At 42.6% G+C, this 24512-nt stretch carries 20 protein-coding genes, 4 tRNA genes and 1 riboswitch; of the genes, 17 read left to right on the top strand and 7 right to left on the bottom strand.

Translation table 11 applies throughout. The features are described from left to right. Window positions 1-75 precede the first annotated feature (75 nt). Together FB6_RS10380 and FB6_RS10375 are read right to left on the bottom strand one after the other, a co-directional pair. Window positions 76-654: a cob(I)yrinic acid a,c-diamide adenosyltransferase gene (locus tag FB6_RS10380; RefSeq protein ID WP_174559927.1), complete on the bottom strand. Its 579-nt coding sequence runs from the start codon at window positions 652-654 to the stop codon at window positions 76-78. 102 nt (window positions 655-756) lie between these two features. Further along, window positions 757-2595, bottom strand: a complete 1839-nt coding sequence (locus FB6_RS10375; protein WP_174559926.1) for a TonB-dependent receptor plug domain-containing protein — start codon at window positions 2593-2595, stop codon at window positions 757-759. Window positions 2596-2631: 36 nt separating this feature from the next. Next, window positions 2632-2831: riboswitch (cobalamin riboswitch) on the bottom strand. 145 nt (window positions 2832-2976) lie between these two features. On the opposite strand from FB6_RS10375, the gene FB6_RS10370 reads away from it, so the two are divergent. The 4 genes from FB6_RS10370 to FB6_RS10355 all read left to right on the top strand — a co-directional run bounded on the left by FB6_RS10370 (window position 2977) and on the right by FB6_RS10355 (window position 6916). Further along, the gene (locus tag FB6_RS10370) at window positions 2977-3618 is read left to right on the top strand and encodes a phosphoribosylanthranilate isomerase (protein ID WP_174559925.1); all 642 of its coding nucleotides are present in this window, start codon (window positions 2977-2979) and stop codon (window positions 3616-3618) included. Further along, window positions 3602-4828: a tryptophan synthase subunit beta gene (gene trpB, locus FB6_RS10365; RefSeq protein ID WP_174559924.1), complete on the top strand. Its 1227-nt coding sequence runs from the start codon at window positions 3602-3604 to the stop codon at window positions 4826-4828. Before FB6_RS10370 ends, trpB begins: the two co-directional genes overlap by 17 nt. A 404-nt stretch (window positions 4829-5232) precedes the next feature. Next, on the top strand, window positions 5233-5751 hold the full coding sequence (locus FB6_RS10360) for a DUF1543 domain-containing protein (protein ID WP_174559923.1): 519 nt from the start codon (window positions 5233-5235) through the stop codon (window positions 5749-5751). A 172-nt stretch (window positions 5752-5923) separates the two neighbouring features. Beyond that, entirely contained in the window at window positions 5924-6916 is a 993-nt protein-coding gene (locus FB6_RS10355; RefSeq protein WP_174559922.1) for a DUF2804 domain-containing protein, read from the top strand. Between the two features lie 76 nt (window positions 6917-6992). Here FB6_RS10355 and FB6_RS10350 read toward each other — a convergent pair whose 3' ends face one another. Then, window positions 6993-7871 carry a metal-dependent hydrolase gene (locus FB6_RS10350; protein WP_174559921.1) on the bottom strand — a complete coding sequence of 293 codons (879 nt, stop codon included), beginning with the start codon at window positions 7869-7871 and terminating at the stop codon, window positions 6993-6995. A gap of 144 nt (window positions 7872-8015) precedes the next feature. Between FB6_RS10350 and FB6_RS10345 the strand changes: the two genes are divergently transcribed. Continuing rightward, window positions 8016-9041, top strand: coding sequence for an AraC family transcriptional regulator (locus tag FB6_RS10345; protein WP_174559920.1), 1026 nt, complete (start codon window positions 8016-8018; stop codon window positions 9039-9041). 51 nt (window positions 9042-9092) lie between these two features. Here FB6_RS10345 and FB6_RS10340 read toward each other — a convergent pair whose 3' ends face one another. Further along, the gene (locus tag FB6_RS10340) at window positions 9093-10427 is read right to left on the bottom strand and encodes a Na+/H+ antiporter NhaC family protein (RefSeq protein ID WP_174559919.1); all 1335 of its coding nucleotides are present in this window, start codon (window positions 10425-10427) and stop codon (window positions 9093-9095) included. Window positions 10428-10791: 364 nt separating this feature from the next. Here FB6_RS10340 and trpA point away from each other — a divergent pair, with 364 nt between their 5' ends. From trpA to FB6_RS10320, 4 genes are read left to right on the top strand one after another with little or no spacing between them, the layout of a single operon-like run. Continuing rightward, window positions 10792-11595, top strand: coding sequence for a tryptophan synthase subunit alpha (trpA, locus tag FB6_RS10335; protein ID WP_174559918.1), 804 nt, complete (start codon window positions 10792-10794; stop codon window positions 11593-11595). Next, the gene (gene accD / locus FB6_RS10330) at window positions 11592-12488 is read left to right on the top strand and encodes an acetyl-CoA carboxylase, carboxyltransferase subunit beta (RefSeq protein ID WP_174559917.1); all 897 of its coding nucleotides are present in this window, start codon (window positions 11592-11594) and stop codon (window positions 12486-12488) included. Before trpA ends, accD begins: the two co-directional genes overlap by 4 nt. Then, on the top strand, window positions 12485-13768 hold the full coding sequence (gene folC / locus FB6_RS10325; protein WP_174559916.1) for a bifunctional tetrahydrofolate synthase/dihydrofolate synthase: 1284 nt from the start codon (window positions 12485-12487) through the stop codon (window positions 13766-13768). The genes accD and folC overlap by 4 nt, the downstream gene beginning before the upstream one ends. Further along, complete coding sequence (locus tag FB6_RS10320; RefSeq protein ID WP_174559915.1) at window positions 13765-14763, top strand: SPOR domain-containing protein; 999 nt, start codon at window positions 13765-13767, stop codon at window positions 14761-14763. The genes folC and FB6_RS10320 overlap by 4 nt, the downstream gene beginning before the upstream one ends. Window positions 14764-14783: 20 nt before the next feature. Here FB6_RS10320 and FB6_RS10315 read toward each other — a convergent pair whose 3' ends face one another. The 3 genes from FB6_RS10315 to FB6_RS10305 form a co-directional block, all read right to left on the bottom strand. After that, on the bottom strand, window positions 14784-15365 hold the full coding sequence (locus tag FB6_RS10315) for a dual specificity protein phosphatase family protein (protein WP_174559914.1): 582 nt from the start codon (window positions 15363-15365) through the stop codon (window positions 14784-14786). After that, on the bottom strand, window positions 15362-16177 hold the full coding sequence (locus FB6_RS10310) for an MBL fold metallo-hydrolase (protein WP_174559913.1): 816 nt from the start codon (window positions 16175-16177) through the stop codon (window positions 15362-15364). The genes FB6_RS10315 and FB6_RS10310 overlap by 4 nt, the downstream gene beginning before the upstream one ends. A 347-nt stretch (window positions 16178-16524) precedes the next feature. Continuing rightward, the gene (locus tag FB6_RS10305) at window positions 16525-17166 is read right to left on the bottom strand and encodes a peroxiredoxin (protein ID WP_174559912.1); all 642 of its coding nucleotides are present in this window, start codon (window positions 17164-17166) and stop codon (window positions 16525-16527) included. Window positions 17167-17504: 338 nt separating this feature from the next. On the opposite strand from FB6_RS10305, the gene secA reads away from it, so the two are divergent. The 8 genes from secA to FB6_RS10265 all read left to right on the top strand — a co-directional run bounded on the left by secA (window position 17505) and on the right by FB6_RS10265 (window position 23930). Beyond that, window positions 17505-20237, top strand: a complete 2733-nt coding sequence (gene secA / locus FB6_RS10300) for a preprotein translocase subunit SecA (protein ID WP_174559911.1) — start codon at window positions 17505-17507, stop codon at window positions 20235-20237. Between the two features lie 213 nt (window positions 20238-20450). Continuing rightward, window positions 20451-20786: a hypothetical protein gene (locus tag FB6_RS10295; protein WP_174559910.1), complete on the top strand. Its 336-nt coding sequence runs from the start codon at window positions 20451-20453 to the stop codon at window positions 20784-20786. Between the two features lie 160 nt (window positions 20787-20946). Beyond that, window positions 20947-22167 (top strand): bifunctional glutamate N-acetyltransferase/amino-acid acetyltransferase ArgJ, encoded by a 1221-nt coding sequence (gene argJ, locus FB6_RS10290; RefSeq protein ID WP_174559909.1) that lies wholly within the window; start codon window positions 20947-20949, stop codon window positions 22165-22167. Between the two features lie 149 nt (window positions 22168-22316). Further along, window positions 22317-23384 carry a quinolinate synthase NadA gene (gene nadA / locus FB6_RS10285; protein WP_174559908.1) on the top strand — a complete coding sequence of 356 codons (1068 nt, stop codon included), beginning with the start codon at window positions 22317-22319 and terminating at the stop codon, window positions 23382-23384. Between the two features lie 153 nt (window positions 23385-23537). Next, window positions 23538-23614 (top strand) — tRNA-Pro (locus FB6_RS10280). 44 nt (window positions 23615-23658) lie between these two features. Next, a tRNA-Arg gene (locus FB6_RS10275) sits at window positions 23659-23735 on the top strand. Between the two features lie 39 nt (window positions 23736-23774). Continuing rightward, window positions 23775-23850 (top strand) — tRNA-His (locus FB6_RS10270). Window positions 23851-23853: 3 nt separating this feature from the next. Further along, a tRNA-Pro gene (locus FB6_RS10265) sits at window positions 23854-23930 on the top strand. The last annotated feature ends 582 nt before the right edge of the window (window positions 23931-24512 follow it).

Here is a 24512-nt window from a genome sequence, read left to right as displayed (position 1 = left end):
AGGTTGTGAATGGTACTTATCATGAAGCAAAGACCATGACCTTAATCAAAAATCAGTAAATTATGTGCATTGGGTTTAGATCGTCTCATTAATATTTTTTTGCCAAAGCACTTCAGATCCACCTTCAGCGCGTTGCAAAGTACGTGAAGCGACAAATAACCAGTCAGAAAGACGGTTTAACAGTTGCAATGAAGTCGCCTGAATATTTTGATCTCGGGTGTGTACGGTCATCAGGCTGCGTTCGGCACGGCGGCATACCGAACGTGCTTGATGTGCATAACTACAGGCTAAAGTTCCAGCCGGTAAAATGAAGTCTTTCAGCATTGGCAGTGCTTCATTCATGCGATCAATTTCATTTTCCAGAAACTCTACGGAAACAGGTAATACCATGTTGTAGTTGGGAATACAGACTTCACCACCCAAATCAAATAACCAGTGTTGAATCAGGCTGAGGGATTTGTCCCAAGGCGCTTTGTCTTCGATGCTACTGGCTGCAATTTGTGCACGTAGAATCCCAATGCAAGAGTTCAGCTCGTCAACATCACCCAAAGCGGCAATACGCAAGTCATCTTTGGCAACACGTGAACCGTCGCCCAGTCCTGTAGTTCCAGAGTCGCCAGTGCGGGTATAAATTTTACTTAAACGGTGGCCCATCTTTTGTCCTTAAATGTGTGAAATTTCGAGTCAGCAATAAAAAAGATAATGCCATATTCATGACATTATCCTCAAAGTTTTAATCGGGATTAAGTATGCGACTTAGTATTTGAATGTCACGCCCGCAGAAGCTAAACGGCCACCATTGACATAGTAATAACCTTTGTCTTGATATGCGGTCTTATATTCAACATCGCCAATATTTTGAATATTGGTAAATAGTTTCACATTTGGGTTTACATTCCAAAAAGCATTTACATCAACCGTCGCATAGCCTGGGTTCTTGTGGTTTTTATCCCAATCTTTAGATTTGGACTTAGCGACCAAAGAGGCACTAATACCATAGACTTCGTTTTGTAAGCCCGTTGTTAAGGTAAAACCTTGACGAGGACGACGATTTAAATCTTGATGAGTTGCTTCATTTTGAGGTTTAACGTAACTATAGGTTGCTTTGGCAAATAAATCATTTTGCTGCCAACCTAAATAAGCCTCGCCACCTTGATAAGTAGCCTTTTGAATATTGGTCAGTTTGCCATTGCTGCCTGAAGCAATCAGATCTTCAACTTCTGTGTAGTAAGCAGATAAACCTGTTTGGAAACCATAAGCCAGATTTTGGTCAAAACCAATTTCATAAGATGTACTTTCTTCAGGATTCAAATCGGGGTTGCCGTTCCATGAATTATAAAGTTCATTTAAGGTTGGTGATTTAAATGCTGTACCTACATTTACATATGCACTGGTTGATGGCAGCAATTGATAGCGTGCAGCAATTTGACCTACCGTATGAGTTCCATATTTTTCATTGTCTTCTACACGAACACCAACTTGGGTATTAAGTTTAGTCCCGTTAAATTGATGTTGAACATAATACCCAGTTGAGTCTACGTCCTCATCATACGGTGTACCATAAGACAGGATGTCTCCATCCAGATTGCGATGAGTTACACCTGCAAGTAAAGTCTGTTGAGGCATGAAATTCCATTTACTATAGAGTTCAGCTTCTTGAGTTTTACTATGTACAAAATCGGTTGAATCCTTTTGATCAACTTCATCCGTAAATTGAGACAAACGTGCATTCAGCTCAATTTGATCGGTAATGTTTACACGACTACGAAGATTGATAATTTCGTTTTCAAAGTCTTGTTTCAGCAATGCTCCATTAAACGAATAAGCATCATATAGGCTGGTACCTTTATTGGTACTGTAGTCAATTGATGCTGCGTATTTTTCCTTTTCCACACCAAGTTTAGTACTAAAGCCTTTTTGATCAAAAGAAGCAGTATCCGTAGTATTGGTTTTTTGGTTGGTCACTTTTGTTGCATCGGATTCTAGGCGTTGACCGCGAATCTGTGCATAGAAACCGTCTTCATATAAATCAGCACCAATGACAGATTTATAGGTTTTATGTTCTCCTATTTCACCTGTAACAAATGCACCTGTTTTTTCAGGGTTTTTGGAAACCAGTTGCACTACACCGCCAATAGCATCAGTCCCATATAAGACTGAAGCAGGCCCTTTGAGAATTTCGATTTGCTTGATATCTGTGGTGTCAATAAAAGCAAGGCTTGCTGTACCCGAAGATGCATTATTCAGTCGTACGCCATCACGTAAAATTAAGGTATGGTCAGATTCAGTGCCACGTAAATAAATATCGGCAAGTTGCCCCATACCGCCACTTTGAACCATGTTGATGGCGGCATCGTGCTTAAGTAAATCAGGAAAAGAAGCAATCGGTGATTGATCGACAATTTTAGGTTCAATAATAGAAATACGCGCAGGCACATCTTTAATCTTTTCTTCAGAACGGGTTGCGGTAACCACCACGGTATCTAAAGAGGCATTTACTGCATTAGTGTTGTCTTGTGCTGATACAGATGCAGAGAAACCCATCGCAATAGCGATTGCACCCACCAAAGCTGTAGGCTGAAATTGAATTTTCATGATTTAAGCTCCATACATTCACCCCCCGTGAATGATTGAGTTAAGGGGCAACAAGCAGGTTTCCGGACTCAAATGTGGCATGTACGCACTGTAACTTCACCTTCCCACATTGTTCTGCAGTGGTGTAAATCAATTGATTTATAAAAGTTACTTTTCATTTTTACCGTTGCGGGGGCAGTGTTGGGATTGCACCAACTTCCCTAAGCCTAAGCTTAACTTGTTGCAAGTCGGGCAGAGTATAAAGTTAGTATCCTTTATAAACAACTTTATCTCAGAATAATCGGGTTGAACTTCACTCAAGTTAGAAAAATTGCATTACAATGATTCGCCCTCATATTTATAGATAGGCTATGAATAGGGCGGAGTTAGAGCCAAAATAATATGCGAACCCGTGCCAAAATTTGCGGAATCACACGTATTCAAGATATTCAGTCAGTTGTTGATACAGGCGCAGATGCAATCGGTTTTGTATTTTTCCCGCCAAGCCCACGTAGTGTTACAGCAGAACAAGCTCAAACCTTGATTCAAAATGTGCCTGCTTATGTGCAGACTGTGGGACTGTTTGTGAACGCATCGCTGGATGAAATTACAGACATTTTAAAGCAAGCACCGGTGGATATTTTGCAATTTCATGGTGATGAAACACCTGAACAATGTCAGCAAATTTCCAAACAAGTCGGACGCCGCTGGTATAAAGCCATTCAGGTCAAACCTGAGTTAGATGTGATTGCAACGATTCAGCAATACCAACAGGCAGGGGCAAGTGCCGTACTGTTAGATGCATGGCATCCTGAACTTAAAGGCGGCACAGGGCATAGTTTTGACTGGGCACAATTTCCAAAACTCGATATTCCATTAATCTTGGCAGGCGGTTTAAAACCTGACAATATTGAAGACGCTATAAAGACGACCAATGCTTATGCAGTTGATGTCAGCGGAGGCGTAGAGTCCGCTAAAGGTATCAAAGACAAGAAACTCATTGAACAGTTTATGCAAGGAGTCCAACGTGGATCAGCAAAATAAGATTGACTATACCCAATTCCCAGATGAACGCGGGCATTTCGGTATCCATGGCGGACGTTTTGTGTCAGAAACTCTAATGGCAGCATTAGAAGACTTAGAAAAACTTTATTTCCGTATGAAGGATGATCCTAAGTTTCTGGCAGAATTCGACCGTGATTTAGCCTACTATGTAGGTCGTCCTAGTCCTCTTTATTATGCTGAACGATGGTCAAAAGAACTCGGCGGTGCGCAAATTTACTTAAAACGTGAAGACCTGAACCATACAGGTTCACATAAAGTAAACAACACCATTGGGCAGGCTTTATTGGCTAAACTTTCAGGCAAAAAACGCATTATTGCAGAAACAGGCGCGGGCCAGCACGGTGTAGCAACGGCAACAATCGCAGCACGTTTAGGTCTTGAATGTGTGGTGTTCATGGGTGCTGAAGACGTGAAACGTCAAGCCATGAATGTGTACCGTATGCGTCTACTTGGCGCAACCGTTGTACCTGTCGAAAGCGGTTCAAAAACATTGAAAGATGCCATGAACGAAGCGATGCGTGACTGGGTAACCAATGTTGATTCGACTTACTATGTGATTGGTACAGTGGCTGGTCCGCACCCATATCCGCAATTGGTTCGTGATTTCCAATCAATCATTGGTCGTGAAGCACGTAAACAGATTCAAGAACAAGCAGGTCGTCTGCCAGATGCCTTGGTGGCATGTGTGGGAGGCGGTTCAAATGCAATGGGCTTGTTCTATCCATTCTTAAATGATGAAGATGTAAAAATGTACGGTGTTGAAGCGGCAGGCTACGGCATTGAAACAGGTAAACACTCTGCACCATTAAACGCAGGTCATGTTGGTGTACTTCATGGCAACCGTACTTACCTTATGTCAGATGATCAAGGTCAGATTATTGAAACCCATTCAATTTCTGCTGGTCTAGACTACCCAGGTGTAGGCCCGGAGCACAGCTTCTTAAAAGATATGCACCGCGTGAACTATGTGCCAATCAATGACACTGAAGCTTTACAAGGTTTCCGTGATTTAACTCACATTGAAGGCATTATTCCAGCACTTGAAAGCTCGCATGCAATGGCTTATGTAACTAAGCTTGCGCCAACCATGGATAAAGACCAAATCATTATTGCAACGGTTTCTGGCCGTGGTGATAAAGACTTGATGACAGTTGCCCGTATTGATGGCGTGGAAATGGTGGAGATGTAATAAGCCTCTGATATGAAGCCTCTCCCTTTGGGATGAGAAACTCAGAATATATTCTGAGTTCGCAAGGGAGAGGGGAAGTTATTAAAAATCGTGCTGAAGCAATTCAGCACGATTTTTTTATACATACAGAAAAACTTTTCCCTTTTTTAGAAGGGTATCGAAGATGCAACAACATATATTCTTTACTTTTGACGGGGCAAAAGTAACAAAACCCCTTTGTTTGGCAGAGAATACATCCTTGTATTCCTGCCAAACGGGCGACATCCATGTCGCCAGCGCGTATCATATTGAGGTGTAATAATTATTCTCCCAAGCAAATTTTGTGATGAAAAGTTCTCCATCCTTTTTTAAAAGGATTAGAAACACTGTTTCGCAAGGGGAGGATTAAAATTAAGGAGAGAATCATGCCCAGCCTATTTATCGTCATGCTTGGCGGCCGTCACGCCCGTGCCAATACCGAAGTTCATGATGTAGTTTTAGCCGTTGGCGAAACTTTAGAAGAGGTTTATCCACAACTAAAAAATGCCTGGTTTGGAGAACAAAAAGGATTGCATATTGATGCTTGGGCACAAATTAACGGCGTGGAATTTGAAGGTAAAAAATATCAAATCCAATTTAGTGATGCAGCTCCGAATTCATCTTCAGAACATTTGTTTTTAATTAACTTGGGTGGCTACGATGCCCAAGAGTTTGGAGAACTGCATCGTTATGTTTTGGTCGTGGCACAAAATGCCATGGAGGCAAAACAACGTGGTAAGGCGTATTTTGCATCACATTGGCAAAAACAGCATACCGACCGCGTTTTAGATGTAGATGACTGCATTGCCATTGACCATGTGCATGGCCGTTATATTGAGTTGCGAGAAGGTGGGTTTGATGAGGATCAATGGGAAAATACCTATTTGATGTTATCAGATAACTGATTTATATCTGTTTGATTAATCAATCATATTTATTAAATATAAGACCAGATGGAATAATATATATTTTTGTATTTTTTCGATGAAAGTTGTTTTTTGACACTTTTAACTTGGATTTATATAGGCATAATAAGCTTAAGGATTTGTGATCTCTTGGCTAGATGGAATTTGATAAATGGATTTGATTCAATCAAATGGACAACCAAATTATGGACGTTTTTCAGCTCTCCCAAAAAACATCGATTTAAGCAAATACCAGTATAAAACCCCCTATGGTGATGTCTTAACTGGTTGGCGTAAGCGATTAAAATATAAGAAATTTAAATTTTGCTGTATCCAGCATGCACACTATACCATTGGTCTGGCCATTGCTGATATTGCTTGGGCCGGGCATGGCTTTTTCTATATTTATAATCATCTGAACCATGAAGTACAAGAATGGAATGCGATCAACTTTTTATCGCGTAATACGCTGGTAGATGAACAGCCGTTATATAGCCAGAGTTTTTTTTCCAAGTCACCTTTTCAAATTGATATTCAGCATGCCAATGGCGTGCGTTATATCCATGTCACCAAACATGGGGAAATTAAATTGAGTGCCCGCATTTTCTGTGCCGGAACCGATCCGCTCAGTATGTGTAGTCCCACAGGGATTAATGGCTGGACTTATACCCAAAAGCTGACCACCTTGGCTTGTGAAGGTTTTTTTATCAATAAGCAGAATGAAGCGATCCAGTTTAATGACAAAACCTTTGCCTCTTTAGATGATACTTGTGGTTTTCTAAGACCGGAAACTGCATGGTTCTGGTTGTCATGTAATTTTTGGGATGTGCAGAATAACCGGATCGGATTGAATCTGGCCTCAGGGGTGAATGAGAGTTTTGGTAATGAGAACTGCTTATGGATCAATGGGGTTTTATATCCCTTAAGTGATGTCTTATTCCAGCATCTGGACGAGGGGCATTGGCAGATCCGTTCACTGGATGACAAGCTCAATTTGCAGGTCAAGACCGGTTGGCGCCGTTATGAAAACCTGAATCTCAGATTGGTAGGCAGCCAGTTTAGTCAGTGGCAAGCCCAAATCAGCGGCACCATCCAGCAGAATGATCAGGAAATCGTATTGCTGGACGAATACGGCTTATTAGAACAGCATTATGCCAAATGGTAAGACCGCAGCCATTTAGGACAAAACCAGATCTGGATAAATCCGGATCTGGTGTGAATCCATTAGATTGACATGATATCTAGTCTAAAGCAGCCTGCCAGAAGGCTTCGCCTGCCTGAATCGGATCTCCCGTTTCTTCCAGCGTTTTGACCCAGACATCGTATTGGGCAATCACTGGGTGCTGGCTAGGATGAAAGTCTTTCTTAAACCAGTCCCGATATTGCTGACTCATTTTGCTCAGTGTGCCATTTTTACCAAAGAACCACGGCAAGCCTTTGATATTCATCTGTAAACGTTGGAAGCGACTAAATCCATCATGTTTTAACATGACATTGGTGCGGTAAATGGTAAAACCGAACATTAATGCGGTGGTCCACGCCAGTGTGAATTTACGTGTACTTTCAGGAACATGACCGACCTGTTTCATCACATCAAAAGCGACGTCGCGATGTTCCATCTCTTCAATGGCATGCCAGGCAAACAGTGCGCGTACATAGGGATGAGCATCACGCAAAGTTTCTTTTTTACTGTAAAAGGTTTCTGCCATCAGGGCAGTCAAATGTTCTGCTGCGGCGGTCATGGCAATGTTGTATTGCGGGGAACGCTGTTCCAGCTCGAATTTAAAAATCTTGTTTAAGCGTTGAATAAATAGATCCACCGGCATGCCTTGATCTTTCATGACCTGATTCATTTTGTCATGCGCAATGCCGTGCTGTGCTTCCTGACGAATAAAGTCAGCAACACGCTGCTTTAAATCCGGATCTTGAATCTGATCGCGAAACAGACGCACAGATTGAATGAAATAGCGTTCGCCATCCGGGAAAGTCAGGCTGAGGGCATCAAACATACGGGTACGAAAAGGATCGTCCCCAAACCAGAAACGCGGAACTTCATTCAGTTTAAAGTCAAGATCACTACGAACTACAGGCGTAGCTTGATATTGGACAATGGCATTCATGTTATTTTACTTAAATGGCCTTGGATAGCTTCAGTATGTCGGGCTTTTTCAATTTTGTTTTGACAGTAATTGCCATTTTTTATACATTTTACGCCATGATAAAAATCTAAAATGTCAAAATAAAACCATAAAAGTGGGTGACTGATGCAGGAAATTCATATCGCCAATGGTTATTTCCAGTTATGGAACATGTACTTGAATGAACGTACATTGGACTTTAATCAGGTCGATTTTTTGCAGCCTTATCAAGCTCAACTGCAGCATGTATTGTCTTTGCCTATCGATTCGCAATCTCCGTATTCATTTTTCAAAACCATTATGCAGTTGACCCAGCAGCAGCTGGATTGTCCTCAACTGGTGTTTGAAATGGCGAAATTTATCCGTGCCGAGCATTTTGGTGTATTGGGCTATATGGCCACGCGCAGTGAGAGTGTGGCGGAAGCCTTACACAATGTGGTGCGCTTTAGCCGTTTAGTGATTGATGGGGCGGAAATCGTCCCGATGCACATGGCGCATCAAGGCAATCAAATCGTCTTGTCTTGGCCTTATCATGATGAAAGCTATGCCTTGATCAATGAATTGACCACCGCCTGTATGGCGCATTTGGCCAAACAGATTTTTCCGGCTTCACTAAAATTGCTCAGTATTCATTTTGCGCACAGGCCACAAATGGCGTGTTATCAATATGAAAAATTCTTTGGTTGTCAGGTGGAATTTGCAGAGCCGAAATATTCGTTTGTGATTCATGCAGACAGCCTGGACTTGAAATCTGAACTTGCCGATCCATCCCTGATGCAGCTTTTGCTCAGGCAGGCCGAAGAAGCCATTGCTGCACGGCCCCAGCATTTTCAACCTGTACAGCGCATGCAACAGTGTATTGCGGAATACTTAAAAACCCAGCAACAGGTGCCTAAAATAGAATGGTTGGCAGAAGAGTTACACCTTTCGGTGAGAACCCTACAGCGGCAACTGCAGCAGCAGGACACGTCATTTAAAAAATTGCTGGAAGGGGAGCGGATGAAACGCTGTGAGCAGTTACTTGCACAGCAGATCAGCCTGACAGAGATCGCATTTAAATTGGGTTATTCAGATCAATCTGCCTTGGCGCGGGCATTTAAGGCCTATCGTGGACAAACGCTGTTAGCGTGGAAAAAGGCCTTAAAACCTTAAAGTTAAAGTTTAAAAAAGCGGTCATGAGACCGCTTCAAATACATTGAAAATTTATTCCGTCATTTTAAATTTAGGAAAACGGAAAATAATCGCCAATATGGCAAAGATCGCCAAGACCCAGCAGTAGTAAATATGTCCCATCAGTTCGACAGGCGACATTTTGGCAATCGAGCAGGCCAGGAGTAATTGCGCACCGTAGGGAATCACGCCCTGTATCACACAGGAAAATATATCCAGCAAAGCGGCTGCACGTTTGGGATCAACGCCATATTCCTTGGCGACTTCACGTGCCATATCACCGGATAAAATAATCGCAACCGTATTGTTGGCTACAAACAGGTTGGAGAAAATTACCAGAAAGCTGAGCCCTAGTTCACCGGCGCGTTGACGACCCACTTTCAGCAAACGCGTCATACTGTAAATGCGCTCAATCAGCCATTTTAAACCGCCTTCTTTTTGCATAATCGCCGATAGACCACCTAGGAACATCGACAGTAGGGCCACTTCGAACATGCCAACAAAGCCGTCATAGACTGCATTATTCAGTTTTATCAGGCTAAAGTCCGGGTTCACGGCAATGCCGATCAGACCGGAAAGCACCACACCAATACTTAAAACCGCCAGTACATGCAAACGGGAGAAAGCCAGAAAAAATACTGCAACATAGGGCAAAATCAGCCACAAGTTATACTCTTTGTAGGCAAGGATTTGTGAATCATGGCTCAGCAAGGCATATATCACAATAGTGACCAGAGCGGCAGGAACCGCAATCCAGACATTGACCTTAAACTTGTCACGCAGTTGCACCTTTTGACTACTGGTGGCAGCAATGGTGGTGTCTGAAATCATCGACAGGTTATCACCAAACATCGCACCACCCACCACTGCGCCAATGGCGTATACGACTTCAATATTGGTGACTTGAGAGAAACCAAAAGCAATTGGTGCACAGGCGGCAATGGTTCCCATGGAGGTCCCCATCGCCGTAGCAATAAAGGCTGAAATGATAAACAGCATGGGCAGGACAAAGGCCGGCGGGATAATCGAAAGCCCCATTTGTACCGTGGCATCGACACTGCCAATGGCACTGGTGGTACTGGCAAATGCGCCTGCCAGCATAAACACCATAAACATCAAAATTAAATTGGGATGACTGGCACCTTTTAAAAATTCATCGATGGCGGCATTGAATTGGCCACGATACAGCAGCACCGCAAGAATAATCGCCGGCAAAGCGGCCACTGGGGCCTTAACCTGATAGAAAGCAAACTCGGTACCAATGATGGAATGGTAGATACCGCTACCTAAAAAAATGGTTAAAAAAACAATAAGAGGCAGCAGTGCAAACGCGCGCGCATGCACTTCACCTTGGGATTCGGGAGTCATATAAAATATAAAAAATGAAAAACGCCGCTATTATAGTGCAGGTTTTGCTATTTCATAAAACATTAAATGTAAAAGCTAACCCAATTATTTTTATCAATTTTTTACTAATAAAAATAAGTTTATCCGAATGCTGGATATTTTTTTAAATGGCAAAATTAGGCATCTTTGATCATTGAGAAAAGTTCGTAAATGTCAGTAAATGGTGTTCTCGGATTGTTCTGAAAAAATGAGATGTTCAGTTGAATGTAGCGCGAAATGTTCAGACTCTATTCAATGAGTAAAAAATAGCGTTACAATGCGTTGTCTTGTATTTCTACACAGCCAACTCCTCAGTTTTTTAATAATTCAAGGAAAGTACAACCCTATGTCACGTTTAGCCACTCGTTTTGGACAGCTTAAATCTCAACAGCGTAAAGCGCTTGTTTCATATGTGATGGCTGGTGACCCTCATCCAGAAGTAACTGTTCCATTGTTACATCAAATGGTAGAGGCAGGGGTAGATGTAATTGAGCTTGGTCTTCCATTTTCAGACCCTATGGCTGATGGTCCGGTCATTGCCCTTGCCGCAGAACGTGCATTGGCAGGTGGGACCAATACGCTGGATGCTTTGAAAATGGTCAAAGAGTTCCGCCAAAAAGATACAGAAACACCAGTGGTTTTAATGGGTTACTTAAACCCGGTTGAAGTGATTGGTTATGAAAAGTTTGTATCCTTTGCCCATGAATGCGGTGTTGATGGCGTACTTCTGGTGGATTTACCGCCTGAAGAAGCAAAAGATTTGGATGACGTGCTGAAAAAATTCGACATGGATCAAATTTTCTTGCTGGCACCCACCTCGACTGATGAACGTATTCAGCATGTGGCGAACCAGGCCAGTGGCTTTATCTACTATGTATCCTTGAAAGGGGTAACCGGTGCTGCGACTTTGGATGTCTCTGAAGCTGCAGCCCGTATCCAGAAAATTAAAACTGTGACTGACGTTCCTGTAGGTGTCGGTTTTGGTATTAGCGATGCTGCCTCTGCAAAAGCCATGGGTGTAGCCGCCGATGCAGTGATTGTGGGCAGTGCTTTTGTCAAACAATTCGCCAACTTAGCACCAGAACAAGCCGTTGTTGAAACGGTCAATAAAGTCAAGGAGCTTCGAGCCGCGCTCGATGAGTTAGTATGAATCAAGAAGTGAAATCAGGCAAAATTCTAAGCCCAGCGACGCCATGGACGGAACGTCATGTTCCGGGTATTCACGCACCCGATGAGCAAACTGCACTCAAAGCAACTTTTACCGAGCCAACGTTTGAGTGTCCTGAATGTCATGCACTGGTGACACGTACCGCGATGTCATTCAATGCCTATGTTTGTCCACAATGTGATGAACATTTGCGTATGAAAGCACGAGACCGTTTGAACTGGTTCTTTGATCAGGTTCAAACTGAATTAGGCCAAGAATTTGTGGCGAAAGATCCACTACATTTTGTCGATAGCAAACCTTATCCTGCCCGTATGGCAGAAGCCCAAAAGAAAACCGGTGAAACTGAAGCACTGGTGGTGATGCAAGGTTTGCTTAAAAATATTCCTGTGGTTGCCTGCGCCTTCGAATTTGACTTCATGGGCGGTTCAATGGGTACGGTGGTCGGTGACCGTTTTGTACAAGCTGCCGAACGTGCCATTAAGGATAAACAGCCTTTAATCTGTTTCGCGGCATCTGGTGGTGCACGTATGCAGGAAGGCATGTTGTCACTGATGCAAATGGCGCGTACTTCAGCTGCGATTCAACGCATGAAAGATGCCGGCTTGCCGTATCTGGTGGTATTGACTCATCCGGTTTATGGTGGTGTAACTGCATCTTTGGCCATGTTGGGCGATGTGCACATTGCTGAACCGAAGGCTATGATCGGCTTTGCGGGTAAACGTGTCATTGAGCAAACAGTCCGTGAAAAACTGGACGAACCGTTCCAACGTGCCGAATATTTGCTTGATCATGGTGTAATCGATCAAATTGTTCACCGTCACGCATTACGTGATACTGTATATCGTATTATCGCGAAACTGATGAATTTGTCTTGAACACAGCACCACTTGCAATAGACTCTTTAAATACATGGCTCGATTATTGGAGCCATGTTCACGTTACGGGTATTGATTTAGGTCTGGAACGGGTGATTCCTGTGGCTGAAAAGCTGGGGGTGACACGTCCACAGGCCAAAGTCCTGACGGTAGCAGGTACCAATGGTAAAGGTTCAACCACCACTACTTTGGCTGCCATTTTAAATGCGCAGGGCTATAAAGTTGGTTTATACCAATCACCTCATATCTACCGTTTTAATGAACGTGTAAAGCTTCAAGGTATGGAAGTGGACGATCAAACCCTGATTGATGCTTTTGTGGCAGTTGATCAGGCGCGTCGTGAATGTAATTTAAGCTTATCTTTTTTTGAAGCCACCACACTGGCTGCTTTCGTTATTTTTAAAAGCAAACAATGTGATGTTTGGGTATTAGAAGTCGGTTTGGGCGGCCGTCTGGATGTGGTCAATGTGATTGATCCCGATGTTGCGGTGATTACCAATATTGGTCTGGATCATACCGACTGGCTGGGCGATACCATTGAAAAAATTGCCTTCGAGAAAGCCGGGATTATTCGTCCGAATATTCCTGTGATCTTTGGTGGTTCTCAGGAACTTCCGCAAGCCATTGAAAACAAAGTCAACGAGTGTCAGGCGACATTATTTGCAGTTAACCGCGATTATTTCTATCAATATACTGACGATGGTCAAAACTGGATGTTTGCATCTTCAGGTACGACTTTAAAATTGCCTGTGGGCAGTCTGGCCCTGGAAAATATTTCCACCGCTGTAGCTGCTATTTTGGTGTGTGGCTTAAAGGTAACTCAAGCGGCCATTGCGCAGGGTATTCAAAACGCCAAACTGCAAGGCCGGTTTGAAATTCGCCAAATTCAGGATAAAACAGTGATTTTTGATGCCGGACACAATCCGCATGGCGTTGAATTTTTGTTAAATCAGTTGCGAAAATTTTTAGAATACAATAAACAGTACACAGAAGTCGTCAGTGTTTTTTCCATGTTGGCGGATAAAGATATTAATTCCGTAGTAGAGTTATTGAAAGATACTGTTTTAACATGGAAAATTGCGCCGTTAACGGTTCCACGAGCAGCTGCAATCGAACAGCTTGATGAAGCGTTACAAGGTGAAACAGTACAGCACTTCGAGAGTGTTCAATTGGCTTTTAAATCAGCGCTGAATGAAACGAAAAATAATCAGCTGATCTTGGTATGTGGTTCATTTCATACCTTAGAAGCGGTATGGGAGTATTTGGAAGAATGTCAATGAATAGCAAACAACGCTGGATGGGAGGCGTTGTTTTATTAGGTGGTGGTGTTTTATTGGCAGCATTACTCCTAAAAGGTAAAGAAGAAATATATCAAAACGAACAGAAAACCCCAGAGCTTGCGGCTCAAGTAGAGCAAAAAAAGCCGTCTGCTGAGGGTGGCATGATTCAGTTGCAACCTTTGACAGTAGATGTTGAAACTGAAAAACGTTTACTGGAAGAGCAGCGTCGTGCACGTGAAAAAGCAGTTGCCGAACAGGAAGCACGTGCCGCCGAGTTTTTGGTGATGCAGCAACAGGCGGAAGCCGATGCAGCGCGTAAAGCAGCAGAAGAATATGCTGCTTTAAATGCACACCGTACCGGTGCACAGCAAAGTTCCGATAATATTCCACCAGAACTGGTTGAAGATGAAAAAGCCAAACAAAAGCATTTGGCAGATGAGAAGTTACTTGCTGCAAAAAAGTTGCAACAGCAGACAGCTCAACAACGAACTGATGCTGAGAAAAAACTAGCTGAAGATAAACGTCAGGCTGAAGCTGAAAAAAAGTTGGCTGAAAAGCGAGCTGCCGAGAAAAAAGCAGCGCAAGAGCAAGCCAAGCACGAAGCTGAGCTAAAGCGGAAAGCAGATGAAAAGCATGAAGCCGAGAAGAAAGCCCTAGAGGCCAAGAAAAAAGAACAAGCTAAACAAGAAGCCGATGCAAAGAAAAAAGCAGAGGCAGAAAAAGCACGAGATTTGTTAGAGCATGGCGACAAGCAATGGATGGTTCAGGTGGCACTGGCAGCCAATGAAGCCAATGCGGATGCACTGGCATCCAAGTTGCGCGCTAAAGGCTATAAGGTGACCAAGAGCCCAACATCCAAAGGGGTTCGGATTATGGTTGGACCGTCTAAGGACCGTGATGCTGCAGATGCTGCACGCAAGAAAATTACCGGCGATGCCAGCCTAGGCATGAAGTCTGCATGGGTGATTGACTGGGTTCCACTAGACAAACGCTAAGTTTGATTTAATTCCCCTCATCAAGATGGATTCAACAGTTGCTGTTGAATCCATCTTACATTTTTAGGGCTGAAAAGTTGTTCTATATTGATCCATACGGGATGAAAGCCGTAGCCGCCGTGCTTCATTTCATTCAGTGCATCTGCAATAGACCAATGCTGAAAAATAATCCGATACATGGCAATACTTGCACCTGTACGGTCTGAACCGTGATAACAATGAATCAAAACTTTTTTGTGGCGCATTTGTGCGTCTTGTAGAACGTGCATCACTTTGAGTAAATCATTTCGATTCATTGCCCAAGTATTGATTGGAATATGAATCAACTGAAAGCTGGTATCATGAAATAATTCGGGATCCGAATCACTGCTTCTTAAATTAATAACAATGTTAATATGATTTTTTTTTAGTTCCGGAAGTAAATCTGAATGTGGTTGCTCACTTCGATAAACCCATTCACTGACTTGATAAAAATTATTTTTTTTATCTATTGTCTGACTCCATGTGCTAGGTCTTTCATCTTTTGGTAAAGCTGAGGATTTCATGCAGCCAGTTACAAAACAAGCAGCAGAAATACAAATTATCCCTATATATTTTTTCATGATGTATACCGCATTAATTCAAGTGGATCATGTGCACAAATGATGTCGATATCTGGATTTGTTTGTGCGAGCTGTTGAATTTTATGTAAATTGCCTAAACGCATGGCATTATTTTCAGCAAAGAAGCGTTCCAGTTTATCCAGCGTCCGCAGCTTGTTTTTCGGGTCGAGTTGCAGGTGAGAGTAATAGGCATCTCCGCAGAAAAATAGCCATCCATCCTGCTGTTTGATTGCAATCCCGCAATGCCCCTGAGTATGACCAAACAGGGGAATCAGCAAAATTTCATCTTGAAATAAGTTAAAGCCCTGAACCTGATTCAAGTTGAACCAGGCTTCTCCCTGATTTGGTTCTATAAAGTTCCAGTGTCGGTGCTGCTTAAATTGCTGAGTCTTATAGCGGGCTTTATTTTTCAGTGAAAAAAAGTTTTGTGTTGCATTATATTCGCTGGAGAGCACATGAACGGTAGCTTGCGGAAAGTCAGAAATCCCCCCGGCATGATCAAAATCCAGATGAGAAACCAGTATGTGCCGGACATCTTGAGGACTAAAACCTAAGCGTTGAATTTGTGCAATGGCGGTCAATTCTAAATTATTTTCTATGCGACCTAAGCGTGTAACCAGATTGCCCAAGCGGGCTTTGGTATGCAGATAATCCTGGATTCCTAAACCGGTATCGACCAGCACTAATCCTTGGTCGGTTTCAAGCAGTAGACAATGACAAACTACTTTGGCATGTAAGCCTTTTTGTCCAAACAGTGGACCACAAACCGGGCACATGGTGCCACAGTGCAAATGATGAATATTATAGATCACAATATTTATTCTTAAGATGATTTAGCCTCTTTATAAACTGAGACTGAAATCAACATCAACATGATTTTGTAATTCGCAGAATGAAGCAAATAAAAAGCCTGTCATCGGACAGGCTTGAACATGATCAGGACTGGCTCGTCATAGTCATCCTGTATTTGCAGCATAGTTATAATACGGTTGCTCGTTTTGTATTTTTATCAAATACTACGCGTTTCGCTTGTCTTGCGACAAAATAAGAGAATGTCTTATTTTAACTCGAAGCATAGCTTCTCGTCTTGCGCAAAAATAAAAGCAGTGCTTTTTATACTACGCGCTTCGCTTGTCTTGCGAAAAACTAAAGCAGCGCTTTAGTTTTTCTCAGGCTGTGGCGTAAGGCGTAAGTATGGTGTTACAGCTTTATAGCCTTTAGGAAAACGTTCTTGAATTTCCGCTTCATCTTTCAATGACGGCACAATCACCACATCATCGCCATGTTGCCAGTTTGCTGGTGTAGCCACTTTATGATTATCAGTCAGTTGCAGTGAATCTACCACCCGTAAAATTTCATTGAAGTTACGACCGGTAGACGCAGGGTAAGTGATGATCAAACGAACTTTTTTATTCGGATCGATCACCACCAATGAGCGCACAGTCAGGGTTTCACTGGCATTAGGATGAATAAAATCATACAACGTCGACACCTTGCGGTCCTGATCGGCAATGATCGGGAAATTGACAGAAGTATTTTGAGTTTCGTTAATATCCTTAATCCAGCCTTTATGCGATTCAACATCATCCACTGACAGCGCAATGGCTTTGACACCACGTTTTGCAAATTCATCTTTCAGCTTTGCGGTATAGCCCAATTCAGTTGTACATACTGGTGTGTAGTCAGCAGGATGGGAAAATAAAATTCCCCAGCTATCACCTAGATAATCATAAAAATTGATAGTACCTTCGCTGGACTCTTGTACAAAATTGGGTGCAGTATCGCCTAGACGTAGTGTCATTTTATTGCCTCATATTCTTTGTTATAAACGTTGACCAGAATCAATATGGTGTATTTTTTTTTGCAATGAAAATAGAGTTTTTGTATTTCTTTATGAATAAAGGGAATATATAAGTCGACATTGATTTGTAAAAACATTATGAACGGCCCGTTTTATGACTATATTGCCTGTATAAAATTTGTTACATTGTTTGCCCTTAGCTGTCACGTGCTAGAACGAGTGAGCAGAATTTTTTTATTGGTTTTGTGCAAACCCCTTGTACTTCAAATTTCTAGCACCATAATAACGACTGAGAAAAAATTTATTCATTCGACAAGCAAGATTTAGAGAGTCTATTCATGTTGGCAAGTCTGATCGGAGGCATCTTCGGTACTAAAAATGAGCGCGAACTCAAACGCATGCGTAAAATCGTAGACAAGATTAATGCGCTCGAGCCGACGATATCTGCACTTAGCGATGCAGACTTATCTGCAAAAACTGAAGAATTCAAACAACGATATAACAAGGGCGAAAGCCTGGACAAATTATTACCCGAAGCATTTGCTGTTTGTCGTGAAGCGGCAAAGCGAATCATGGGCATGCGCCATTACGATGTACAGTTGATTGGTGGTATTACCCTTCACGAAGGTAAAATTGCAGAAATGCGTACCGGTGAAGGTAAAACCCTGATGGGGACCTTGGCTTGTTATTTGAATGCAATCAGTGGTCAAGGTGTGCATGTCATCACCGTGAATGACTATTTGGCACAGCGTGATGCCGAACTGAACCGACCATTGTTCGAATTTTTAGGATTAAGCATTGGCATTATTTATTCCATGCAGGATCCGACCGAAAAAGCGGAAGCTTATCGCGCAGACATTACTTACGGTACCAATAACGAATTCGGTTTTGACTATCTACGCGACAACATGGTGTTCTCACTGGCTGAGAAAAAACAGCGTGGCTTAACTTATGCGATTATCGATGAGGTCGATTCGATACTGATCGATGAAGCGCGTACACCATTGATCATTTCGGGTCAAAGTGATGATTCTTCACAGCTATATGCTGCGATCAATAGCATTCCACCAAAACTTCATCCGCAGAAAGAAGAAAAAGTACCGGATGGCGGTCACTTCTGGATTGATGAAAAACAGCGTTCTGTTGAAATGACCGAAGTCGGTTATCAAACCGTTGAAGATGAACTCATTCAAATGGGCTTGCTCGCAGAAGGTGAGAGCTTATATTCATCTACTAACCTGAACTTGGTTCACCATGTTTCAGCAGCTATTCGTGCGCATTATTTATATCAACGTAACGTGCAGTACATCATTCATGATGGTGAAGTGATTATTGTCGATGAAAACACTGGTCGTACTATGCCGGGTCGTCGCTGGTCTGAAGGTCTGCATCAAGCGGTAGAAGCCAAAGAAGGTCTGGAAATCCAGCCTGAAAACCAGACTTTAGCCACCACGACTTTCCAGAACTATTTCCGTTTATACAAAAAACTTTCAGGCATGACCGGTACAGCCGACACTGAAGCTGCGGAAATGAAAGAAATTTATGGCCTGGATGTGGTGCTGATTCCAACTCACCGTCCAATGATCCGTAACGACATGAACGATTTAATTTATTTGAATCGTAATGGCAAATACGATGCCATCATTCAGGAAATTCAAAATATTCATGAAGCAGGTGTTGCACCGATTCTGATTGGTACCGCTACCATTGAAGCTTCAGAAATTCTTTCCGGTAAACTGAAAGAAGCGGGTATTGCACACGAAGTCTTGAACGCCAAACAACATGAGCGTGAAGCAGACATTATTGCCCAAGCCGGTTCACCGAATGCGGTGACCATTGCCACCAACATGGCAGGTCGTGGTACCGATATTTTGCTGGGTGGTAACTGGAAAGCCAAACTGGCCAAAATTGAAAATCATACCGCGGAAGATGAAGAGCGTCTAAAAGCTGAGTGGGAACAAAACCATGAAATGGTGTTGGCTTCTGGCGGTTTGCATATTATTGGTTCAGAACGTCACGAATCTCGTCGTATTGATAACCAGTTGCGTGGTCGTGCAGGTCGTCAAGGTGACCCGGGTGTATCACGTTTCTATTTATCGCTTGAAGATGACTTGATGCGAATCTTCGCCGGTGATCGTGTGGTTGGCATGATGCGTGCGATGGGTCTAAAAGAAGATGAAGCCATTGAGCATAAAATGGTTTCACGTTCGATCGAAAATGCACAGCGCAAAGTAGAAGCCCGTAACTTTGATATTCGTAAGAACTTGTTGAAATACGATGATGTAAATAACGAACAACGTAAGATCATTTACTCTCAGCGTGATGAAGTGCTGGCAGAAAATACCTTGCAGGATTACATCGAAGAAATGCATCACGAAGTGATGAAAGGTGTGATTGAAAATTATATTCCACCTGAATCTATTCATGATCAATGGGATATCGATGGTCTGGAACGAGCACTTCGTGAAGATCTGGCGATCGATTTACCGGTTAATCAATGGCTTGAAGAAGATCGTCGACTGGACGAAGAAGCTTTGGTTGAATGTATTTCAGATGAAATTGTGTCACGTTATCGTGCGCGCCGCGAACAGATGGGTGATGAATCTGCAGCCATGCTAGAACGCCACTTCATGCTTAGTGCTTTGGATCGCCACTGGAAAGATCATTTGGCCGCCATGGATTACTTACGTCAAGGGATTCACTTGCGTGGTTATGCACAAAAGAACCCCGAACAGGAATACAAGAAAGAAGCATTTAACTTGTTTGTAAATATGCTTGCCGTGATCAAGTCAGATGTGATTACCGACCTTTCACGTGTGCATGTACCTACAGCTGAAGAGTTAGCTGAAATGGAGGCACAAAAACAGGCACAAGCAGATGCGATGAAATTGAATCTTTCTCATGCCGAGTTTGATGATTTACTCAAGAGTGATTTCTCTACTCAGGAAACAGTTGAGCATGAAGCAAGTTATACGCCAGCAGAGCAAACCTTTGCAGCACCAGCAAGCCGTAATGCACCTTGTCCATGTGGCTCAGGTCTAAAATATAAGCAATGTCACGGTAAAATTTAATTTTATCTAAGGTCTGTTGATCATTCTTCTATCAACAGACCTTAACATATAGCCACTTTATTTATTTCTTTGACGCATCGAGGAAATCTATAAAGTGGCTTTTTTATTGCTGAAAAGTTTGATATTTATTTTTTCAAGATGTGAATATGTTTGCAGATGGCTTAATTAAGTGGTATTTAGTTTTGTATTGAATTTTGAGTAGTGGAAAAGACAATGAAAAAAGTATTACAACCATTAATGATTGCAGCTTTAGCAATTCCTTCTTTTGCATTTGCAAATGCGACACAGACTCCAGTCGTGGCGAAAGCCCAGATCAATGCACAAGTGAATGATGGTCAGATTACGGTAGCAAGTCCACGTACTGGCATTCGCTATACTTTTGCCAATCCAGATCAACGTCCTGTAGTGTTAAAAACTGCTGCAATTACATCAGCAAATACAGCAAATGCTAATCGTATTGTGGCATCTAATCCTGCATTATCTGCAGCAAGTCAGGAAAAAGCCAAACAAGCGTTATTGTCTGAATCATCTCAGTTGGCATCTAACTAAATTTGTCATTTAAAAATTCAAACCAGTCCACGGACTGGTTTTTTTGTGCCAAAAAATCCGAATCGGATAAAAAATAAATCAAACCCGGTGTTCTGCTCGATTTTTTAGTCAATTTCTACTAAGCTGTCTTTTTATTACGAACTTATTTGGAAGTTTAAAAATGGCGGTGGGCGACGTAACAATGCCACAGATGCATGTGGTTAAAGGTGTAAAAATTGGTTCAGCTGAAGCTTATGTGCGCTATCAGAACCGACGTGACCTCGTTATTTTTGAATTTGCTGAAGGTTCCAATGTTGCGGGTGTGTTTACCCAAAATGCATTTTGCGCTGCACCTGTGCATGTCTGCAAGGCACATCTTCAAGTCGGCAATCCACGTTATTTAGTGATTAACACCGGCAATGCCAATGCTGGTACTGGTAAAACCGGTATGGCTAATGCAGAAGCAACCTGTGCGAAATTGGCTGAACTGGCGGGTGTATCAACCAGCGAAATTTTACCTTTTTCTACCGGTGTAATCGGTGAGCAATTACCTATTGATCGTTTGATGAGTGGTTTGCAACCCGCGCTTGACTCATTACACGATGATGCCTGGTTAGATGCAGCAACGGGTATTATGACTACAGATACCTTACCTAAAGGGGCGTCAGAGCAATTTGAGCTGGATGGGGTGACCTATACCATGACTGGCATCTCCAAAGGTGCAGGCATGATCCGTCCAAACATGGCGACCATGCTCAGCTATGTGGCAACCGATGCTCCAATCAGCCGTGAACTGGTACAAAAGCTTTTAAAAACCACGGTGAATGTGTCGTTTAACCGTATTACTGTAGATGGTGATACCTCAACCAATGACTCCTGTATTTTTGTAGCAACAGGTCAGGCGGGTGGTACAAAAATCACTTCGACCGATGATGCACGTTATGCTGCAGTTTTAGAGGTTTTAACCCGCGTGATGAAACGTCTGGCGCAACTGATTGTCCGTGATGGTGAGGGTGCGACCAAATTTATTACCGTTGCAGTCGAAGGTGGTGCGGATACTCAGGAATGCTGTGACATTGCGTATAGCATTGCGCATTCACCTTTGGTTAAAACTGCAATTTTTGCTTCCGATCCAAACTGGGGACGTATCCTGGCAGCGATTGGTTATGCCGGGGTGAAAAATTTAGATGTTGAAAAAATCCAGGTTTGGTTAGATGATGTACAAATCTGCAAAGATGGTGGTGCGGCAGCTGACTATACGGAAGAAGCTGGTGCACGGGTGATGTCGCAGGCTGAAATGACCATTCGGGTTGATCTAGGCCGAGGGCAGGCCAAAGATACGGTCTATACCTGCGATTTGTCCTATGACTATGTCAAGATCAATGCAGATTACCGTTCTTAAGTTAAGTTGAATAAAAAAAGCCTCCGTTGGAGGCTTTTTTATCATGCAAGGTTTTTAATGACCGGTCAAAAAAGCAAGATGCCATTCTGACCGGTGAGTTGGGTGTATGGCTTGTTGAATAACAAGTTTTAAGGATAGAGAAGACGTTTATGAATGATGCGACCAATTTAATAGCCAATGACGCTAAATCGATTGTGCAGGCGCATTTAGATCGTTTAGGTGAGCCTAAAGATATTCATTTAAGTGATGAGGTCAAACAGGAAAAATTTGCACAAATTCTAGCAGAACTCAAAAAGCGCGATGCTGTCCTTGTCGCTCACTATTATTGCGATCCCGAAGTCCAAGAGATTGCTGAACTGTCAGGTGGCTGTGTTTCTGATTCCCTGGAAATGGCACGCTTCGGTCGTGACCATCCGGCTTCAACGCTGGTGGTTGCTGGGGTGAAATTCATGGGGGAAACTGCAAAAATCCTGTCTCCTGAAAAAACCGTACTGATGCCTACCTTGGAAGCGACCTGTTCTCTAGACTTGGGATGTCCGGTAGATGAGTTTACTGCGTTTTGTGATGCACATCCGGATCATACCGTTGTTGTATATGCCAATACCTCTGCTGCTGTTAAAGCGCGTGCGGATTGGGTAGTAACCTCAAGTTGTGCTGTCGAAATTATTGAACATCTGGATAGTCTGGGTGAAAAGATTATTTGGGCACCCGATCAACATCTGGGACGCTATATCCAGAAGAAAACCGGTGCAGACATGTTGCTGTGGGATGGAGCTTGTATTGTGCATGAGGAGTTTCGTGCACGCGGTATTGCCAATATGAAAGCGCTTTATCCAGATGCAGCCGTTTTGGTACATCCTGAATCCCCCGAATCGGTGGTAGACATTGCTGATGCAGTAGGAAGCACCTCACAACTGATTAAGGCTGCGCAAACGCTGCCTAATGAGCGTTTGATTGTGGCAACTGACCGCGGTATTTTTTATAAGATGCAACAAGCTGTTCCGAATAAGATCCTGATCGAAGCGCCGACAGCAGGTGAGGGGGCAACTTGTCGCTCATGCGCGCATTGTCCGTGGATGGCGATGAATGAATTAGATGGAATTTTAGAGGTTTTACAAAAGGGTGATCAAGAAATACACGTTGATCCAGCCCTTGCAGAACGTGCTAAACTGCCACTTGATCGCATGTTAAGCTTTAGTGCCAATCTAAAACGTTAATTTTGATCAAAAAATGCCTAAAATGCTTGATAAATAAGCGGTTGAAGTGATTTTTTGAGTTTTTTTGAATATAGGTGTTGACGTCTCTAGGCGTCACGCCTAAAATGCACCCCGTACCGCACGATGTGCGATACACTAAAAGCTGAGATGAATCGGAGTATGGCGCAGCTTGGTAGCGCATCTGGTTTGGGACCAGAGGGTCGTAGGTTCGAATCCTACTGCTCCGACCAATTCTTCAAGGCAAGTATCGCATGATAGTAATATCATCGGTCATGCGCCTGTAGCTCAGTTGGATAGAGCATCCGCCTTCTAAGCGGATGGTCACAGGTTCGAATCCTGTCAGGCGCGCCATTTGGTAGTCTGGTATTATAGAGCCAAAATGTTGTAACGGTGGATGTAGCTCAGTTGGTAGAGCCCCGGATTGTGATTCCGGTTGTCGTGGGTTCGAATCCCATCATTCACCCCAATTCGGAGTATGGCGCAGCTTGGTAGCGCATCTGGTTTGGGACCAGAGGGTCGTAGGTTCGAATCCTACTGCTCCGACCATTTTAAGTTTAAACTTAAAAATAAATGATCCGCTTAAGAGCGGTTTTTGTATGCCTGAAATTTGATAATAATCTTCAATCTTCAATCTTCAATCTTCAATCTTTAGGTTGTATTGAATAAAATTCTCTTTGCGAAATTAAAATACTTCCTGGGGTGAAATTAATGGATCAATAATTCTGTTTCCATATCTGTCTATATTTTTTTGCTTTGAGGAAGGATTTATTAAAAAACTATATTTCAGTACTTGCTATGATTTAAGAGTAAAAGAAAATACCAAATACTCTAAAAATAGAAGGGGATAAAAATTTAATGATTGCTCCAAACTCCAAATGGAAATTTTATTTGATAGGTTTATGGGATTTAAGCTGAAATTGTTGTTAATTTAAACTTAAAAATAATAAAAGCGTCCTATTTTGTAGAATAAACAAACAGTCGTAGTGTTTTTTAGAAATTAATTAAAAAATGGGGTTGCATGGGGTGGAAAATGCTGTAGAATGCACATCCATCGGCGGTGATGAGAATTAAAACTTCTGATAAAACAGTAGCTTAGCATTAAATGGTTAAGTTGGGTTTTAGGAAGAA

This window comes from Acinetobacter bouvetii (assembly GCF_902753875.1).
Taxonomy (GTDB): domain Bacteria; phylum Pseudomonadota; class Gammaproteobacteria; order Pseudomonadales; family Moraxellaceae; genus Acinetobacter; species Acinetobacter bouvetii_A.
The sequence above is the reverse complement of the archived record's forward strand: the minus strand, read 5'-3'. Positions and strand labels throughout refer to the sequence as shown.

Excerpts from the sequence above, each read along its gene's own strand:
- FB6_RS10380 (WP_174559927.1), bottom strand. The coding sequence starts at position 654 with ATGGGCCACCGTTTAAGTAAAATTTATACCCGCACTGGCGACTCTGGA.
- FB6_RS10375 (WP_174559926.1), bottom strand. The coding sequence starts at position 2,595 with ATGAAAATTCAATTTCAGCCTACAGCTTTGGTGGGTGCAATCGCTATT.
- FB6_RS10370 (WP_174559925.1), top strand. The coding sequence starts at position 2,977 with ATGCGAACCCGTGCCAAAATTTGCGGAATCACACGTATTCAAGATATT.
- FB6_RS10360 (WP_174559923.1), top strand. The coding sequence starts at position 5,233 with ATGCCCAGCCTATTTATCGTCATGCTTGGCGGCCGTCACGCCCGTGCC.
- FB6_RS10355 (WP_174559922.1), top strand. The coding sequence starts at position 5,924 with ATGGATTTGATTCAATCAAATGGACAACCAAATTATGGACGTTTTTCA.
- FB6_RS10350 (WP_174559921.1), bottom strand. The coding sequence starts at position 7,871 with ATGAATGCCATTGTCCAATATCAAGCTACGCCTGTAGTTCGTAGTGAT.
- FB6_RS10345 (WP_174559920.1), top strand. The coding sequence starts at position 8,016 with ATGCAGGAAATTCATATCGCCAATGGTTATTTCCAGTTATGGAACATG.
- FB6_RS10340 (WP_174559919.1), bottom strand. The coding sequence starts at position 10,427 with ATGACTCCCGAATCCCAAGGTGAAGTGCATGCGCGCGCGTTTGCACTG.
- trpA (WP_174559918.1), top strand. The coding sequence starts at position 10,792 with ATGTCACGTTTAGCCACTCGTTTTGGACAGCTTAAATCTCAACAGCGT.
- accD (WP_174559917.1), top strand. The coding sequence starts at position 11,592 with ATGAATCAAGAAGTGAAATCAGGCAAAATTCTAAGCCCAGCGACGCCA.
- FB6_RS10320 (WP_174559915.1), top strand. The coding sequence starts at position 13,765 with ATGAATAGCAAACAACGCTGGATGGGAGGCGTTGTTTTATTAGGTGGT.
- FB6_RS10315 (WP_174559914.1), bottom strand. The coding sequence starts at position 15,365 with ATGAAAAAATATATAGGGATAATTTGTATTTCTGCTGCTTGTTTTGTA.
- FB6_RS10305 (WP_174559912.1), bottom strand. The coding sequence starts at position 17,166 with ATGACACTACGTCTAGGCGATACTGCACCCAATTTTGTACAAGAGTCC.
- secA (WP_174559911.1), top strand. The coding sequence starts at position 17,505 with ATGTTGGCAAGTCTGATCGGAGGCATCTTCGGTACTAAAAATGAGCGC.
- FB6_RS10295 (WP_174559910.1), top strand. The coding sequence starts at position 20,451 with ATGAAAAAAGTATTACAACCATTAATGATTGCAGCTTTAGCAATTCCT.
- argJ (WP_174559909.1), top strand. The coding sequence starts at position 20,947 with ATGGCGGTGGGCGACGTAACAATGCCACAGATGCATGTGGTTAAAGGT.
- nadA (WP_174559908.1), top strand. The coding sequence starts at position 22,317 with ATGAATGATGCGACCAATTTAATAGCCAATGACGCTAAATCGATTGTG.